The following is a 15,631-nucleotide window of genomic DNA, read 5'->3' as shown; positions in this document are numbered from 1 at the left end:
TCCCACTTTTATCTATTGGACAGTAGTATATATTTGCCCTTCTTGTCTATATTGGTAGATGTACTACCGGTGGATACATATACACCTGTTGTTTCGTCAAATCTGTATAGCTTGGTGTTTTTAGTATTTGAATAGGTGATAGTATCCTGTTTGAACATTATCTTGCCTGGTCTTACTAGTTTTTTTATTTCTAGTATATCCTTGCCTTGTTGATAGTCAAATTTTATATCATAGGCCCTGGAGGCTATCCTCTTACCCCTAGGGATGTAGGATTCCTTGATCCGATCTATGTGGATGTTTATATGGGCATCCTTGTTGCCCTTATCCTTTTTACTTACCTCTAGGGTATATAGGTCCTTTGTATTTATCAATAAGGACATGGTTCCATCTTTGATAGTCAGGGTGTTTCTATTCCTAGCAAATTCTATAGGTATGGATATAGTGAATTTGTCGTATTTCTTGTACTTAGCTAGACTTAAGTCTACAGCACCCTTTCTCATGGTGTCGGAACCTAGGGTTTTGATTACCCTACCATCTACTATCTGTTCTTTACCTTTTTCCCTTAATTCTCTCTCCTCTTTTGTCAGTTTCTCTTCCTTTTCCCTAAGTTTTTCATCTTCCCGTAGGGTTAAGGTCTTTACCTTAACGGTGGCAAAGTCTATAGCTGCACCGTATTGGTTTAAGGCTCGTACCATGAAGATATATTCCCTATTAGGCTCTAAGCTCTTTACTAGGAATTCCCCTTCAGTAGTATCCCCTATGAAGGTATAATCCTCATCTTTGGAAAGCTTTCCGTATACTTCATAGCGGGTAGCCTTGTTCAATATATCTTCATGGGATTTAGACCATATTAGCTGTACTGTAGATTCATAGCCAGGTATCCCTTCTAGTACTAGGGGTTTAGTAGGTACTGGCTTTTTGTATTCAAATTTATCATAAGGGTCGGATATTCCCCCATCTGGGTTTATGATTATTAGATTGCTATTTTCTAAACCCGTACCTTCCTTGAACTTCATCTTGATGATGTTGTTCCCTTCTACAGTGACGGAAGCAGCTTCCATTCCCCCTACTACAGCTACTTCTCTATTCCTACCTTGACTATCTACTCCGATTATTCCTTGGCCTTTTATGTCCATGCCCTGTTGTATGTCTTTTTTGTCTATTATCTTCCCACCGACTATTACCTTAGCTCCTGCCAGGAACATTTCTCCCGTTAGGGTTACTTCCGTTTCCGTATCGTTGGTGAACATCTTGTTTGGGGATACGGTCTGTATTCTAGGTTTAGATATATAGGTAAAGTTTATATCTCCTTGGGACATGGAACCATCTGGATTTTCTACTCTCACTGGGGCTGAGCCTATGGTAGTGGATTTTGGGACTATTACTTCTAGGGTTTTGTAGTCTATGAATTTGATGTCCTTGTTTTCCACTTCCTTTTCCCCAAAGTATACCCTTAGCCTTTCTCCATCAAAGCCTTCCATGGTCTTCCTAAAGTCATTTCCCGTTATCTTGACCTTGGTACCTCCAGTGGCAGAACCTTTTTCTGGCTCTATAGCATATATTTCCGGCTCCGATTCTCCCTTGGTAAATTCTATGAATAGGGGAGGTATGGCTCTGTCAGAGGTAGCTGTACCTCCATCCCTATTGGTTACGGAAACCCTATGGAGCTTTCCTACTTCCGATTCCGGTACTGGTGGCATGGTAAAGGTCAATTTAGTTGGCAGCCCATAGTATATGTCCTTTTCGCCGATGGATAGTATATTGGATATATCTATCCTAGCCCCTTCCCTAAAGTCCGTACCGTGGACAGCTATGATGCTGCCGCCTTTGTGGTCTACCTTCAGCACTCGAGCCCACCCATTTATCTCCTCTAGATATTCCTCTTGAGGATCCCTTCCATTTCTAGTTATATTGGTAATGGCTGGTTTGCTATCAGGGGTTTTGTATTCAAAATCTCCTCTACCTTCCCCTCCATCAGGATTGATTACAAATACTGGTACCTTACCTACTGTATGGTAGGATGGCGTCTCAGCCCTTAGTTGGATGGAGCTTAGGTAATCCACTTTTTCTGAAAATCCCCTTTCTACTATGAACCTCTTGTCCCTTATTTCCACTTTAATAAGCTCTTTTCCTGGATAGGCATTGGATCCATCCTTTAGGAGACTTACGGGAATGTATTTAGTGGTATTGTCATAGCCTAGTATTTCCTTAGTATATAGGTTTTTACCTTCTTCTATGGTTAGTACTATCTTTTCATCTACCCCGTTGAATTCTGCTGTAAGACCCCCGGGTAATTTGACAGTAGCTCGGTTTTGGTCTATTCTACCGGAGTTTTCCTTATCTCTAGGTATATCCTTATTGCTTATATTGCCAAACTTCACCATGGCCATGTTCTTATCTATATATTGGGATTTGGCATCCTTTATTTCATCTTGATAAACTTGTATCTCCGTAGTAGCAAAGCCGCTACCGTAGATCTCTACCCGATCTCCCCCTTGTCTTTTCCCTTCATTAGGGACTAGGGAGTCTATTTTCACCTGGGTGGCTTCGTAGGTGAAGGCTATCTTGTTGGATATGCCTCCGTCGTTGTTTACTACGAATACATCGGTTTTTCCAGGTTTTCCTGAAGGTGTAATCACCTTTAGATATCCTCGGCTAAACTCTACGATCTTCGCCTGTTTGTCCCCAAAGTATATCTTAGGTAATATAGGGGAGTCGTAATAATGGCTAAATCTAGGATGGTCTATGGGAGTTTTCCCCTTTAGCTTATCTATTTTCTCCTGGGTATAGCTGTCAGGGATATTCAATAGATCGTCCCACTGTCCATTTTCATTTAGATCGTTAAAGCTTTCTTCTGGGTCCTTCATCTGATTTCTATTGGCATCGTCATAGGGTTCAAAAAATCTAAAATCGAAGCCAGTTATCTCTACTATATCCCCTCCAGCTGCCCTTCCATTGGTAGGAACTATCCCCTGTATCTTAGGATTGCTTGAGGGAACTACGTAGTAGAAGCCCTTTTCTTTACTGGCAGTACTGCCATCTGGGTTTAATACTACTACTGGTACTGGCCAACGGTCGGTACCCTTGTCCTCCCTTAGGTCCCCATCGTATTTAGGCACTATTACCCTTATCATAGTTCCATCTATATTTACCTCCGTCTGATTAGCAGGGACTTCTGCCCCATTTATATATACCTTTGGCTTGTTTCCTTCGCTGGTTTCAAAATCCTTCCCTTCTATATCTATAGCGTAGCCTCCTTCTACGGAGCCTTCATTGGGATGGATTTTTGTTACCTCTGGTTTTAAATCCGGTTGGGTTATATATTCAAACCCTTGTCTACCTATTCGAGAGTCTTTTTTGGTATCTGGGTTTATGACAGTCAAATCATAGAATCCAGGAGTGCCTAAAATAGGTACTTCAAAGTATATGGTACTTCTGTCGATTACCTTAACCCTATTGCCTACTATTTTATTTCCTTCTATTTTATATAGGCTGGCATGTTTTAGCTCTACAACTGGTGTTGAAGAATTGGGTTCATATATTACTATGGAGTCCTTAGCCACCTTCATAGGATGGATATCTCCTCCTTGTTTGTTAGCTACTATGGCATTTTGGGCTTTATTTAACTCTATGGTATAGGTATTGACCCCTCCATCGGATAGGATTATATCTCCATTTGGCCTTATATCTACTGTGTAGAATTTGCCCTCTTGGGTCTTTAATAGTAGGCCTGGATAGTAGTCTGCTACCTTTATGGTTTTACCATGGATTTCAAACAGCTCTTCTTCTGGTGTAAAATCCCTTACCTGTATCCTCTTGGTCACCGGATCCCTATTGTATTCATTTAGCTCCATATTCCCCAATAGCACCCTAGTACCTATTAGCCTGTAGGGGTTCTGAGCTGTGGCTATAGGATCTGGTTTTAGGAAGTTCTCACCCTTTATGGTGACTATGGTGCCAGTATTTCCCTTTTTAGGGTTAAAGTCTATTATCTTAGGATTGGTGAAAGTGGATACATAGAAGAAAGGCTTGGTATCCATACCTCCCTTAGGATTCATGACCTGAAGCTGGGTTTCTCCTTCCCTTCCTGCTGGTGCAGTAAAGCTTATCTGTTTCCCATCTTCCCTTCTCCTTATATTTCTAACCTCTTCTCCATCTAGGAATACCTTAACTCCCAATTGGAAATTGGCTCCTTCTATGGTTATTAGCTCTCCTCCCTCTACAGGAGCTGTATCTGGATGGACATTGGTTATTACTGGATTTTCATCTTCCCTAGTTACTACAAATTCTACAAAGTCCGTCTTTCTATCCAGTAGTCCATATTGGTTGGAGTTTCTAATAGGGTTTTGGACTACTACATCGGCTTTACCAGGATTGGTCACCCTACTGCCTTTAGGCAGCATGATGAGTATCTTACTACCTATTTCGTTGTTCTGGGTGCCATCTAATTCATTGCCCCTATTGTCCAATATCTTTATATTTAAATCTGGGGTCGTATTTTTATCTAAGCTTATATCCCCTATTTGGATTCGAGGATATCTTAATACTTCCCTCCCCTTGTCATCTATATATTTGTGAACCATGAAGTTTTGTCCATGGATGGCTATCATCCTGTCCTCTGGAATCTGGTATCTTCCATTAGAATCCACTACTTGAATCTTGTCAGGAACTATGGAGTTAATGGTTGGCTTCACCTTACTTAAAATATAGGTATAGCCTCTTTTTAGCTCTGCCCTTTCCCGAATGACTATGGTGCCACCATTTTCTTTAGTAAGGGTAGTGGTAGTTTCTACTACTACATCCTTTATGGGATTGGTATCTCCGTCGGTTACTTGGGCGGTGCGAAGGGTCATCTTGTCTAGATCCCTGTTAAAACTTACGTCAAATTTCCCATCTTCCTTAGTCAAAAATGTGGCTTCTCCACCTATGATTACCTTGATGGATCTTTTGGCTTCCGTTATTTCTATTTGATTGTCCCCTTCCCCATATTTGCCCTTACCATAGGCTAGGGTGAGGGTCTTAGGATTTCGAGTACTTGGATCCGTAATTATTTCTGGAGCCTTTTCCTCTTCTGGAGTAAACTCTGCTATGTTTAAGGAACCGAAGAATTGACCAGTGATAGTAGTGATAGAGCCTGTATCAGGTCCTCTATTAGGCTGTACATCTAATATTTTGGATTTAATGCTACCATCTACTATGGTGAATTTCTGGTCTAGTATCTTCTCCTGGGTTACATATTTCATAGGGTCCTTTCCATCTACAGTATTGGTCAATACTACATAGTACTCCCCTAAGGGTAGATTGGGCACCTCTACTGTAAGTACATTGTACTCTTCCCCATCCTTCACAACCTTGGTCTGGAAACGTCTATTCTTAGCCTTGTTCTCTATTCGGTAATTATCCGTACCATCTATGGCCTTTAGGAAAAACACATCGTATTCCTGTAGATCTCTAGCATCTCCTCTATAGGGGGCTTCGAAGAATAGGGTCTCTCCAGCCACGCCTCTAGTAGGTCTCATTTCCAAATCATCTACTTCTATCTGTTGGTACAGATTGAACTGGTCCTTATATGTATAGGTGATGCTTATATTTACATCTACCCCTTTGTTTTTTTCATTGAAATCGTACTTCTTGGAAGTTTCTTTTTTGAATATTATATTTTGTAATCCTAATGCACCTGTTATATTGTCTATACTAACTTCGGTGGGATGGTTGAATTTATCAGAGGGTAGCTCTATAGGATTTCCCATATACTCATAAAAAGCTCTTGCCTCTCCCTTACTAATCGTATCTAGATTGCTCCCCTTTAATGTCAACAATCCTTTATCGCTTTCCACCTTTCTAGATACTTGGGATAAGGTAGGCATCAATCCCTCGTCTAGTTGGATTTCTACTGAGCCTATCCTCAGTATATCCCCTACTTCATCTTCCTTTAGATCGTATTGAAGTATGGTGTCCTGATTTACCGTGGGTCTAGGTAAGGGCTTGTATCCTTGGCTGGTAATTATCCCTACAGATGCGTCCTTTAGATATTTACCCCTTATGAGGATTCGCCGCTCCTCCATATGCCTATCCCTATTGTATATTTTATAAAGGGTTACATAATCTACCCTAAATTCATCTTGTTCAAAAGCATAAGCCTTCATCATCCCTTCAGGGAAGAAAGGCAATATAATAGATAATATCAATATTAAAGATAAAGTCCTCTTTAGTCTATTCAAAGCAATCCCTCCGTCCTGGAACAATGGGGACGGTTCTCGGTATCCCACATTGTCCTAAATATTTATATAACCAATAATCCGTTTCCCTAATATTATCGACAAAATATCATACTTCTTGAACTTATTATACAAGAAAAAGGCTAGTTTGCCGATATATATAATGGAACTATTTTTGGAAAGGAGTTGGATCAGTTGAACAAAACATTTCTGGCTTTCCTCCTAATATCAGCTATGGTATTGCCTTTGTTTACTACTGTAGCCTATGGGGAGGATTATATAAAGGAGATAGATGCAGGCTTTAATGGTATACAAATACATATTGGGAACAATAGGATTTCAAATCACAAGGAACCTTTTATGTATGATGATAGCCTATGGGTTCCCCTCAAAGATCTAGCCCAAGGGCTAAATTTGAAATACAAGATGAATAAGGGGAAAAAGAGCATTGGGTTGGATTCCAATGGGAAACTTAAAATAGATGGTCCTAATGCCAAGGAGATCAAATCCTTTCAGGCAGGATATGAAATAGAAGCAAAGGAAAGGATAATTCGGGATCTAGAGGGGATATATGGTAGCCCTAAAGACAAAACACCAGAGATGAGAAATATAAAGGTGATCTTTGGGGGATGGAAGTTGTACTTAGATGGAAGGAGATTGGATGTAGATTCCCTTTATTATAATGATGATCTGTATGTGGATATATTGGATATAGCTCCATATCTGTACATAACCCCTAGTTACAAAGCTGATAAGGGAATATTGAATATAGATGCCAATGGGGTTTTGGTAAGGGATAGCTTTTATAAGAATATAGATCAGCTCCTATCCTTTAGGGAAGGGCGAAACTATCTGTTGAATATTCAGATGGAACAGCTGGAAAATCGAATGGCCCTAAGGGAAAGTCTAAGGGGACTTCCCTATGCTAAGCTAAAGGATATTAAGGATGTGGAAAAGTATTTAAACAAACATTTTGATAGGATTGGAAGTTTAGAAGTAGATATCCATGCCCATGAAGCCCTTGGCAAGTGGATATACTTGGATATTAGCTTCCCTCGTTCCAGAGCCTATAGATGGTATGGGCTACAGAGGAAGGAAGTGGAGGATTGGATATGGGATATGTATACAGCTCTTTTGAAGCTATATGATGAAGATGTGTTGCTTTATGGTGCCATTAGAAATCCATACTACCATAGATATTCCAACTCCAAGTATAAAAACTATACTACCTTCGATACTAGGGAAAAGGATCTATATTTTGATTTTTCTAGATCCCAATTGAAAAAGGATTACAAGTTCAATCCAATACATCTTACGGATACTCTAAATACTACGTTGAAAAAATATAATAAGGTAAACTTTAATTATGAGATATCCCAATCAGGAGATGATATAGACTTGAAAGCTTATCCTGATTCCAATTGGGTTAAGGATTGGTCCTTATATACTAAGATGGGATACTTGAAAAAATTAAATTGGGAAATTAGAAGGGTATACCCTGATTTGGCCGTCAATGGAATATTGATATTCCCTAAGGAAGATATAGAGCCTATTCGATTCCACTTTAATAACAATAGGATTCGCTCTCAAGATATGTTAAGGGAGACGGAAGTCCATTTAAACAATCTATATGGCAGCTTCTCCTATGGAAGATATAGCTATGGATTGGATTTCAATATATATGATAAAAGCATGGACGATTTAAGCTTAATAGTGGAAGGGGATTTCTCCATCCAAGAGGACAAATGGACCAATGCAGGGGAAGGGGCTGTAGATAGGCTAAATACCCGAGTCCAAAATGCCATATCCACCCTCATGTCCCTATGGGATATGAATATCTCTACAGAAGTGGTGGATAAAAATGGAGTCACCATTACGGAGTTGGACATCTATCAGAAGAATGTAGGTGTAGTATATGCCAATCCATCTTCAGGAGAGATTAAGGAAGGTACTCTTGTATACCTATATACAGATACTCCAGGGGCGGATATTTACTATACCCTAGATGGAAGCACTCCTACTAGACAAAGCTATAGATATACGGAACCTATAATAGTGTCTAGGGATTTGACCATAAACGCCTTTGGATACAAGGAAGGTATGGGAGCTGGGCCTATTACCACTTTAGAGTATACTGTAGTTTCTGATGATAGTTGATCCTGTGGGACAGTGGGGAGGGTTCTCCCTGTCCCACTGTGCCTACTGTCCCATTTATTATTCATCTATTTCTTTTGTTATAGCTATCTCTTCTATAGACTTCATATAAGCTAGATATTCTATGCATTTTTCTTCCAATAGTTTGAAATTACAGCTTATTCTCACAAAGAATGGTTCTTCTTGTATTGTAACTTTGTTGTATGTATCTTCTGCTTGTCGTATAATACGTTTTTTATTATTATCACAAAATATAAATTGGGTCACTAACAATTTTTGATACTTTGGAGCTTCGTTTTTAAAATCAAATCTTATTAGTTCCGAATCATTTACTGGAATCATATTATTAAAAGCAATTAATCCATGTCTTCCATCATTTATCTTTAATATGTGAGGGTTGTTCTTTAATGTTTTATGACCTTCCCTAGGATGTTCTAAAGGCGTAAAATACTGGAAATCATCTATCTTAAATACGATTCCTATGTATGGTCTTCTCTCGTTGTAGGTATCAGATTCATTTGTATTATATTACACTCTTTTGTCATAATTCCAAAGATATTTAATATAATCTAAATTTATCCTAAAAAATCTAATCTTATCCAGTTTTATCTTTTTCATTTCCTCACCCTAAAATGATTAGATGAGGTAGTAAAACTACCTCATCACCTTTTTCAAGTCCCAACTCAAGGCATAGGGTCTCCTCTTTAAATAGTCCCAACTCAAGGCATGGGGTCTCCTCTTTAAACAATCCCAACTCAAGGCATGGGGTCTCCTCTTTTTGATAGTTCCCTACCGTTAATATTATTATATTTAAATAGCTAAATTCTGTCAATTATAATTAAAATAAGTTAATACCGAAATCTATGTTTTTAAATCTGTTCTAAATTCCTTTTGTTCAAAAAATAGTTGATAAACTTTTTTGCTGCAGGTTTCATCTTCTCATCCCTCTTAACTATAAAACCTGCATCCCAAAAGGCAGTGGGAACATCTAAAGGTATACAACATATATTGTTATATTTTTCTACATTGGTCAGCTTTTCTACAAATATAAATACTCCCTTGTTTAACTCTACCAAATCATATACCACCCTCAAATCATGACTGGATTTAAAATATACATCTGGTGTAAATCCTGCTTTGTTGAAGTGTTCAATTGTAACCTGCTGCATACGAAATGTATCATCTAAAAGTATAAGTTTTTCTCCTCTTAAATCTTCAAATTTCACACTATTCTTATTGGCCAAAGGATTGTTCTTATTAACTATTAGTATCAAGTTTTCTTTAATCAAGTGGATGTATTTAAGCCTATTTTCTTCATTAGGTTTAACGGTTAGAGCTAAATCAATATTACCTTTTAGGACATTTTCTTCACAATCGATATCGGAAAATTCGCCTATATCTACTTCAATATCTAGGTATGCCCTCCCAAATTCGATAAGCTCCCTTACTCCCAAAACCCGAAGGGTGCCCGGAGCAAAACCCACTTTTAGTATATATTTTTCTTTCTCAACTTTGTTATGTATATCGAAAACAAAATCATCAAAATCTTTTATTATCTTTTGAGCTTCTGGGTACATATATTTGGCAAGCTTGGTAGGACTTGCTCCCCTTGATTTTCTGATGAACAAAAGTCCGCCTATTTCATCTTCCAATTTAATAATCATTCTACTTAGAGCCTGTTGCGTAATAAATAATTCCTTTGCAGCTTTTGTAAAATTCCTTTTTTCATACAATTTAACAAAGTATCTCAATGACTCTATATCCATAATATCACCTTAAATTCATTAGTTTAATTATATTAAACGTCAGTTTATAACTCCGGTCAAAAGTAGAAATATATAAAATAGATAGTTTATGTTAAACTATGTTGTCCTAACTAAATACTATCATATTATTTAATTTATTTCTGTTAATTAAAGGTCTGGGATTTTATATAATCGATAATGGATACTTAATATCTATCACCATAGAAAAAAAGCAATAAATGAATTAATCTAAAAATTATATTGTTCAAAATTAATGGAATTATATGCTTTAATAAAGGACTTGTGCTATTTAGTATTTGATAACACAAGCCCTTTATTTTAATATCAAATTTATTTAATAGTTGTCATACATATTTACTAGAATATCCACCACTTGTTCTTCTGTCAATTGTTTTGGTACAAAGTTATAGCATGGATCGTTAAATACCATAGGAGCCATCTGGATTAATTCTTCTTTCGATACTCCAAATTCCTTTAAGCTTTTTATATTCAATCCTTTGATAAATTTCCTTATAGCTTCAGCGACTATTTCGCCTATTTCTTCACTGGATTCGTCTCCATTAAATGTAATTCCCATGGATTCTCCAACTATTTTTACTTCTGAAGCATCTACTTCAGCAGCGTATTTCATCACTTCTGGAAGTGCTAGTGCACAGACAGCACCATGAGTAAGGTGGAATTTCGCCCCTATAGAATGAGCAATTGCATGTCCCAAGTGGACTAAGGCGTCATTAAAAGCAATTCCAGCAAAGTTGCTTGCTAATAAAAGATTGCCTCTTGCTTCAATATTGTCTCCATCTTCCATTGCAATTGGTAGATATTTAACTATTCTTTTTATTGCATCGGATGCTAATAATTCCGATTTAGGATTAGTAACCTTTGCTGTAATAGCCTCTGCTGCATGTGCAAATGCATCCATACCTGTATAAGCAGTTGTTTCTGGTGAGACAGTTACAGTTGTCTCTGGATCTAGTATACCTAGGGTAGCAACCCCAATGACAGAGTTTTTAACATCATTTTCAGTATCAGTAACAACACCTATACCTGTACTCTCGCTTCCCGTTCCAGCTGTTGTTACAACCATAATCACTGGAACTCCTGGTTTATAAAATGGGTTTCCAAAATATTTATTAATTGGAGGGGGGTTGTTGATTAGGATGTTTATCGCCTTTGCTGCATCCATAGGGCTTCCTCCACCTATTGCAACTATTCCATCTACTTTCTCTTTCCTAGCTATTTCTCCACCTTTGTTGATTATTGTATCTGGTGGATCAGGAACTACCTCATTAAATTCTACTACTTCCATATCTGCTTTCAGAAGGTTTTCCTTACATTTAGCATAAGTATCGCTCTTTACCATATTTTTACCTGATATCATCATTACTTTAGTACATCCTAATTTTTTTACTTCTTCACCCAGTAAGTTAATAGTTCCTTCTCCGTATATTATAGGGCATAATTGTGAATACCTTCCCACTTCCATACCTCCTTATATTATAATTTATATGCAGTTTCAAATCCGGTTTCCATAGCACTTCTAATTCTTCCAGCTTTATTGGCATCTCCTAAGATTTCTACTCTTTCGAAGTTGTCCTTGATTTCATCTATTAGCTCTTTATTTGGCTTTGTACCAAGGGATATTATTATATAATCGAAATCATAATTTTCTCTTTCATTAGTTTGGGAATTTTCAAAAATAGCTGTATTGCCATCTATTTCAATTAGTTTATGTTTAGGATACATTTCTACTTCTAAGGATTCCATATGCTTCATCACATCTATCAAGTTCTGAAAATAAACTCCTGGTCCTATTTCATCTTGCATTTCAAATATACTAACATGATTATTATCAGCTGCAAGGAGATGGGCAGTTTCTATTCCCGTCATTCCTGAACCTATTACTGCGACTTTTTTATCCTTTAACTTTGCCTTACCACTGAGAACATCGGCACAAGTAAGCACTTTTTCACCATCTATGCCAGGTATGGATTTAGGCACTATAGGAACAGCCCCTTGAGCTACAAATACAGCATAGGGATCTAGTTCTTTCAAAACTTCAATAGTTGCAGGTGTATTGTACCTTATTTCAACTCCTAGTTTTGCAATTTGATTTTTTAAATAATTTATAAGCCAATTTATTTTTTCTTTTTTTGGTGGCTTATTTGCAAGTTGAAGTTGTCCACCTAATTGGTTGGATTTTTCTAAAATTATAGGCTGATATCCTCTAATTGCCAATACTCTTGCAGCTTCAAGTCCAGCAGGTCCTGCACCTATAATTGCTACTACTCTATCTTGACCGTCCTTTTTAAAATCACTATATTCACATTCTTTGCCAGCTTGTATATTGATTGCACATTGAGTTGAGTTTCCAGTAATATCTGCTCCCATTAAAGAGTCCATACAGTGTAAGCATGATATACATCTTCTTATTTCATCAACTCTTCCCTCTTTTGCTTTATTAGACCATTCAGGATCTGCAAAATGTTGCCTTGCTGAACCTGCAAAGTCCATTTTTCCTTCTGCTATCATCTTATCTGCAAATTCTGGATCCCTTATAACCGATACGCCTATTACCGGTATGTCTACTACTTTCTTGATTTCTTCTTGTAGATTGATCTTCCATCCTTGTTCAAAAGAAGATGGCTCCCAGGATACATTCATCGTTTCATATATTCCACAGCTTATATCTAAAGCGTCTACTCCCAGTTCTTCTAGTCTTTTTGCGATGGTTTTTCCTTCTTCTAATCTTAATCCTTCGTTTTCTAGACCTATATATTCTAAATGTTCATCTACAGATAGCCTTACTATTAGAGGGAAGTCTTCTCCACATCGTTCTCTTATCCCTAAAATTATTTCTTCCAAAAATCTCATCCTGTTTTCTAAACTTCCTCCATACTTGTCCTTTCTCTTATTGGTATAAGGACTTAGAAATTGGTTTAACAAGTACCCATGAGCCGCATGAACCTCTACTCCATCTACTCCTGCTTTTTGAATCCTTACTGCAGCTTCTACAAAATTGTCTATCATATCCTCAATCTGTTCAATTGACATTTCTTCTGTTGGCTGATGTACTGCTTGACACTCAATATTACTTGGTGCTAACATAGGTAGGTTCCCATTGACGGCTGTTATTCCTTGTCTTCCTGGATGATATATTTGTATTACTATTTTGCTACCATATTTATGTACTTCATCTGCTAGGGCTTTTAAGCCTGGTATAAATTTATCGTCATAAACACCTATCTGCTTGGTATTTCCTTTCCCCCTTTCTCCATCTACTATAGTGCACTCAGTAAATATAAGACCTACTCCACCTTTAGCTCTTGCGCCATAAAAATGGATATCCTTTTCCGAAACTGTGCCATCAGTATTTGCCAATGCATTACCCATGGCAGTAAATGCGATCCTATTCTTTGTTTCCATTGTGCCTATTTTACCTTTTGTAAATAAATTATCAAACAATAGCCTACACCTCCTGTTTACTATCCTTTATCTTTGATTATATAGATTTGTTTCTCTATTGTGAAACAATTAAGTATTGTAACTATTACAACTTTTATTGATAATAAAATACGACAAGGAGATCGATCTCAATCTCCTTGTCGCTTTTAATTTTATCTATTATCTTTTTCAAACCCCAGCCTAAAGCATAGGGTCTTTCCTAGGCACAATAACCCTCAATAAGTTAGTAAGTTAGTGCCGGGGGTGGATATTTTCGATATTCACCGGGGGCAGATGTTTTTTTATTCTTCTCTGACTCTTACGATTCCATCTTCTAATATTTCAACTATCATATCATCTTTTACATAGTCTAAAAATTCTTCCCCTAGATTATCGATGGTTGGTAGATTGTTATCTGTCCAAATATCTGAAAGTATGGCTCCTGCAGCTGCTAGGGAATCGATGGGTTTTGAGAACAATAGGCAGGTAGGTGAAACCCCCATGGAACTAGCACAGAATAATACCATTCCTCCTGTGGTGGAACCTATGGTCTGAGGCATGCATAGGGCCTTACCAGCCATTTCCCTTTGATATAAGTCTTTGTTATTTTGGTCAGAGCAAGTGGCTTTGTTGTCATTAAACATCAAGGATTTTTGAAAACTGGCCAATGTGTTAAATCCTTCTTTTGATACTAATGCTGGTGCAGTGGCTGTTCCAGGTACCACGACTCTTCCCTTAAATTCTCTCATCTATATTCCCTCCCCTCTGGTAATAGCTTTAACTATCTCATCATCGGTATAATACCTAGATGTAGTATATGTTCGCAGTTTATTAGAATTTGTGATTACAGGCATTTTTCCGCAAAGAGGATTGTTCATATACATTAGGGGACAAATATAGGATGTAGATATTCCCATATCCTTTAATTCTTTAGCCTCAGGTAATTGAGAAAATTCCTTTAATACTGGTGGTGATGCAGTTAGTATGGTAGGTATTACAACCTTTTCTCTTTTTCCTGTGGAAAGATTTGCTTTAATATCCTTTGTCCATTGAATCATCTGTTCCAAGGATAGATGAGGACATCCTATGAAGCACATTTTAGGCTTAGTATCTGGATTTTTCCACATAACAGGATAGCTATTCTTTACCCTTTCAAGCTCTTCATCGTCGATTATATATACATTGGGATCTTCTATAATAAGGGATTCTCCCAGTTCTTTAGCTTCAGGGGTCAATCCTTCAACATGGAATAGTCCAACGGCTCCATTGCTAGCTGTAGCTGCTCCCATATCCTTTAGATAATCCTTTGCTTTTCTATTCAGCTCATTATCGAAATATTGACCTAAATTTTTGATATAAGGTACATGGTCCATTACCTTCATACCTATGGCACTTCCCAGCACCTGAGCTTCAGGCAGGCTATTGGTCTTAATTTCTACAATCCAGTTAGCCTTTCTTCCTTCATCGGTCAATAAGCCAAAGTATGGGACCTTACCTAATATACTACCAAACATCTCGATTATTCCAGAGTTTCTATTACATCTAGCTCCAAGGACGGAGTTTGCATATACTACGGCAGAGCTTTCTGCCCAGCTCAATATATCCCCTTTATTAGGAATATTGGCTACTTGGTCCATATAACAAGTACATGTAAAGCCATCTTTTGAGAGAAGGCCTATTTTTTCAAGCTGTTCTTCATAATCCTTTTGTTTGCCATACATGATTTTAAATACAATTTTTTGAATAATATTCCCAGGGACATTTTCAAAATCCAAAGGCCTTGGATCTACTGTAAACTTTTGTTTTGTCTCTATTTCTGCATCTATTATTTCATCCATAAGTTCATAAACAGGCTTCATCATCGATAGGCCAAAGCTAGTGACTAAATGGCCATATTCACTAGATACGGGAACTAATTTACTAGCACCAAATGTATCTCCATACATCACTAGGGTTTTCATGATTTTCCCAAGGACTTCCCCCTGCTTGCCTTCTAATATTTCTATTTCCTCTGGGGTCAGATGCATCTTATAATTATACATGTCATCACCT

7 protein-coding genes and 1 pseudogene are annotated in these 15,631 nt (G+C 37.6%); 1 reads left to right on the top strand and 7 read right to left on the bottom strand.

Features of this window, described 5'->3' with window-relative positions; genetic code table 11:
- Window positions 1-8 precede the first annotated feature (8 nt).
- Window positions 9-6,221 (bottom strand): IPT/TIG domain-containing protein, encoded by a 6,213-nt coding sequence (locus C3E88_RS00400; protein ID WP_236908067.1) that lies wholly within the window; start codon window positions 6,219-6,221, stop codon window positions 9-11.
- Window positions 6,222-6,413: 192 nt separating this feature from the next.
- Here C3E88_RS00400 and C3E88_RS00395 point away from each other — a divergent pair, with 192 nt between their 5' ends.
- Window positions 6,414-8,375 (top strand): chitobiase/beta-hexosaminidase C-terminal domain-containing protein, encoded by a 1,962-nt coding sequence (locus tag C3E88_RS00395; protein ID WP_236908066.1) that lies wholly within the window; start codon window positions 6,414-6,416, stop codon window positions 8,373-8,375.
- Between the two features lie 57 nt (window positions 8,376-8,432).
- Here the strand turns inward: C3E88_RS00395 and C3E88_RS00390 are convergent.
- From C3E88_RS00390 to C3E88_RS00365, 6 genes and pseudogenes are all read right to left on the bottom strand, one after another.
- Window positions 8,433-8,873: pseudogene (locus tag C3E88_RS00390) on the bottom strand (type III toxin-antitoxin system ToxN/AbiQ family toxin); the annotation flags it as partial.
- Window positions 8,874-9,241: 368 nt separating this feature from the next.
- Entirely contained in the window at window positions 9,242-10,138 is an 897-nt protein-coding gene (locus tag C3E88_RS00385; protein ID WP_236908065.1) for a LysR family transcriptional regulator, read from the bottom strand.
- A 334-nt stretch (window positions 10,139-10,472) separates the two neighbouring features.
- Window positions 10,473-11,615, bottom strand: a complete 1,143-nt coding sequence (locus C3E88_RS00380; protein WP_236908064.1) for an iron-containing alcohol dehydrogenase — start codon at window positions 11,613-11,615, stop codon at window positions 10,473-10,475.
- Between the two features lie 17 nt (window positions 11,616-11,632).
- Window positions 11,633-13,600 carry an oxidoreductase gene (locus C3E88_RS00375; protein WP_236908063.1) on the bottom strand — a complete coding sequence of 656 codons (1,968 nt, stop codon included), beginning with the start codon at window positions 13,598-13,600 and terminating at the stop codon, window positions 11,633-11,635.
- A 281-nt stretch (window positions 13,601-13,881) separates the two neighbouring features.
- Window positions 13,882-14,328: an aconitase X swivel domain-containing protein gene (locus C3E88_RS00370; protein ID WP_236908062.1), complete on the bottom strand. Its 447-nt coding sequence runs from the start codon at window positions 14,326-14,328 to the stop codon at window positions 13,882-13,884.
- Entirely contained in the window at window positions 14,329-15,621 is a 1,293-nt protein-coding gene (locus C3E88_RS00365; RefSeq protein WP_236908061.1) for an aconitase X, read from the bottom strand.
- Window positions 15,622-15,631 lie beyond the last annotated feature (10 nt).

The sequence above is a fragment of the Clostridium sp. Cult3 genome, from assembly GCF_021655115.1.
Classification (GTDB): Bacteria; Bacillota; Clostridia; order Tissierellales; family Tepidimicrobiaceae; genus PPXY01.
The sequence above is the reverse complement of the archived record's forward strand: the minus strand, read 5'-3'. Positions and strand labels throughout refer to the sequence as shown.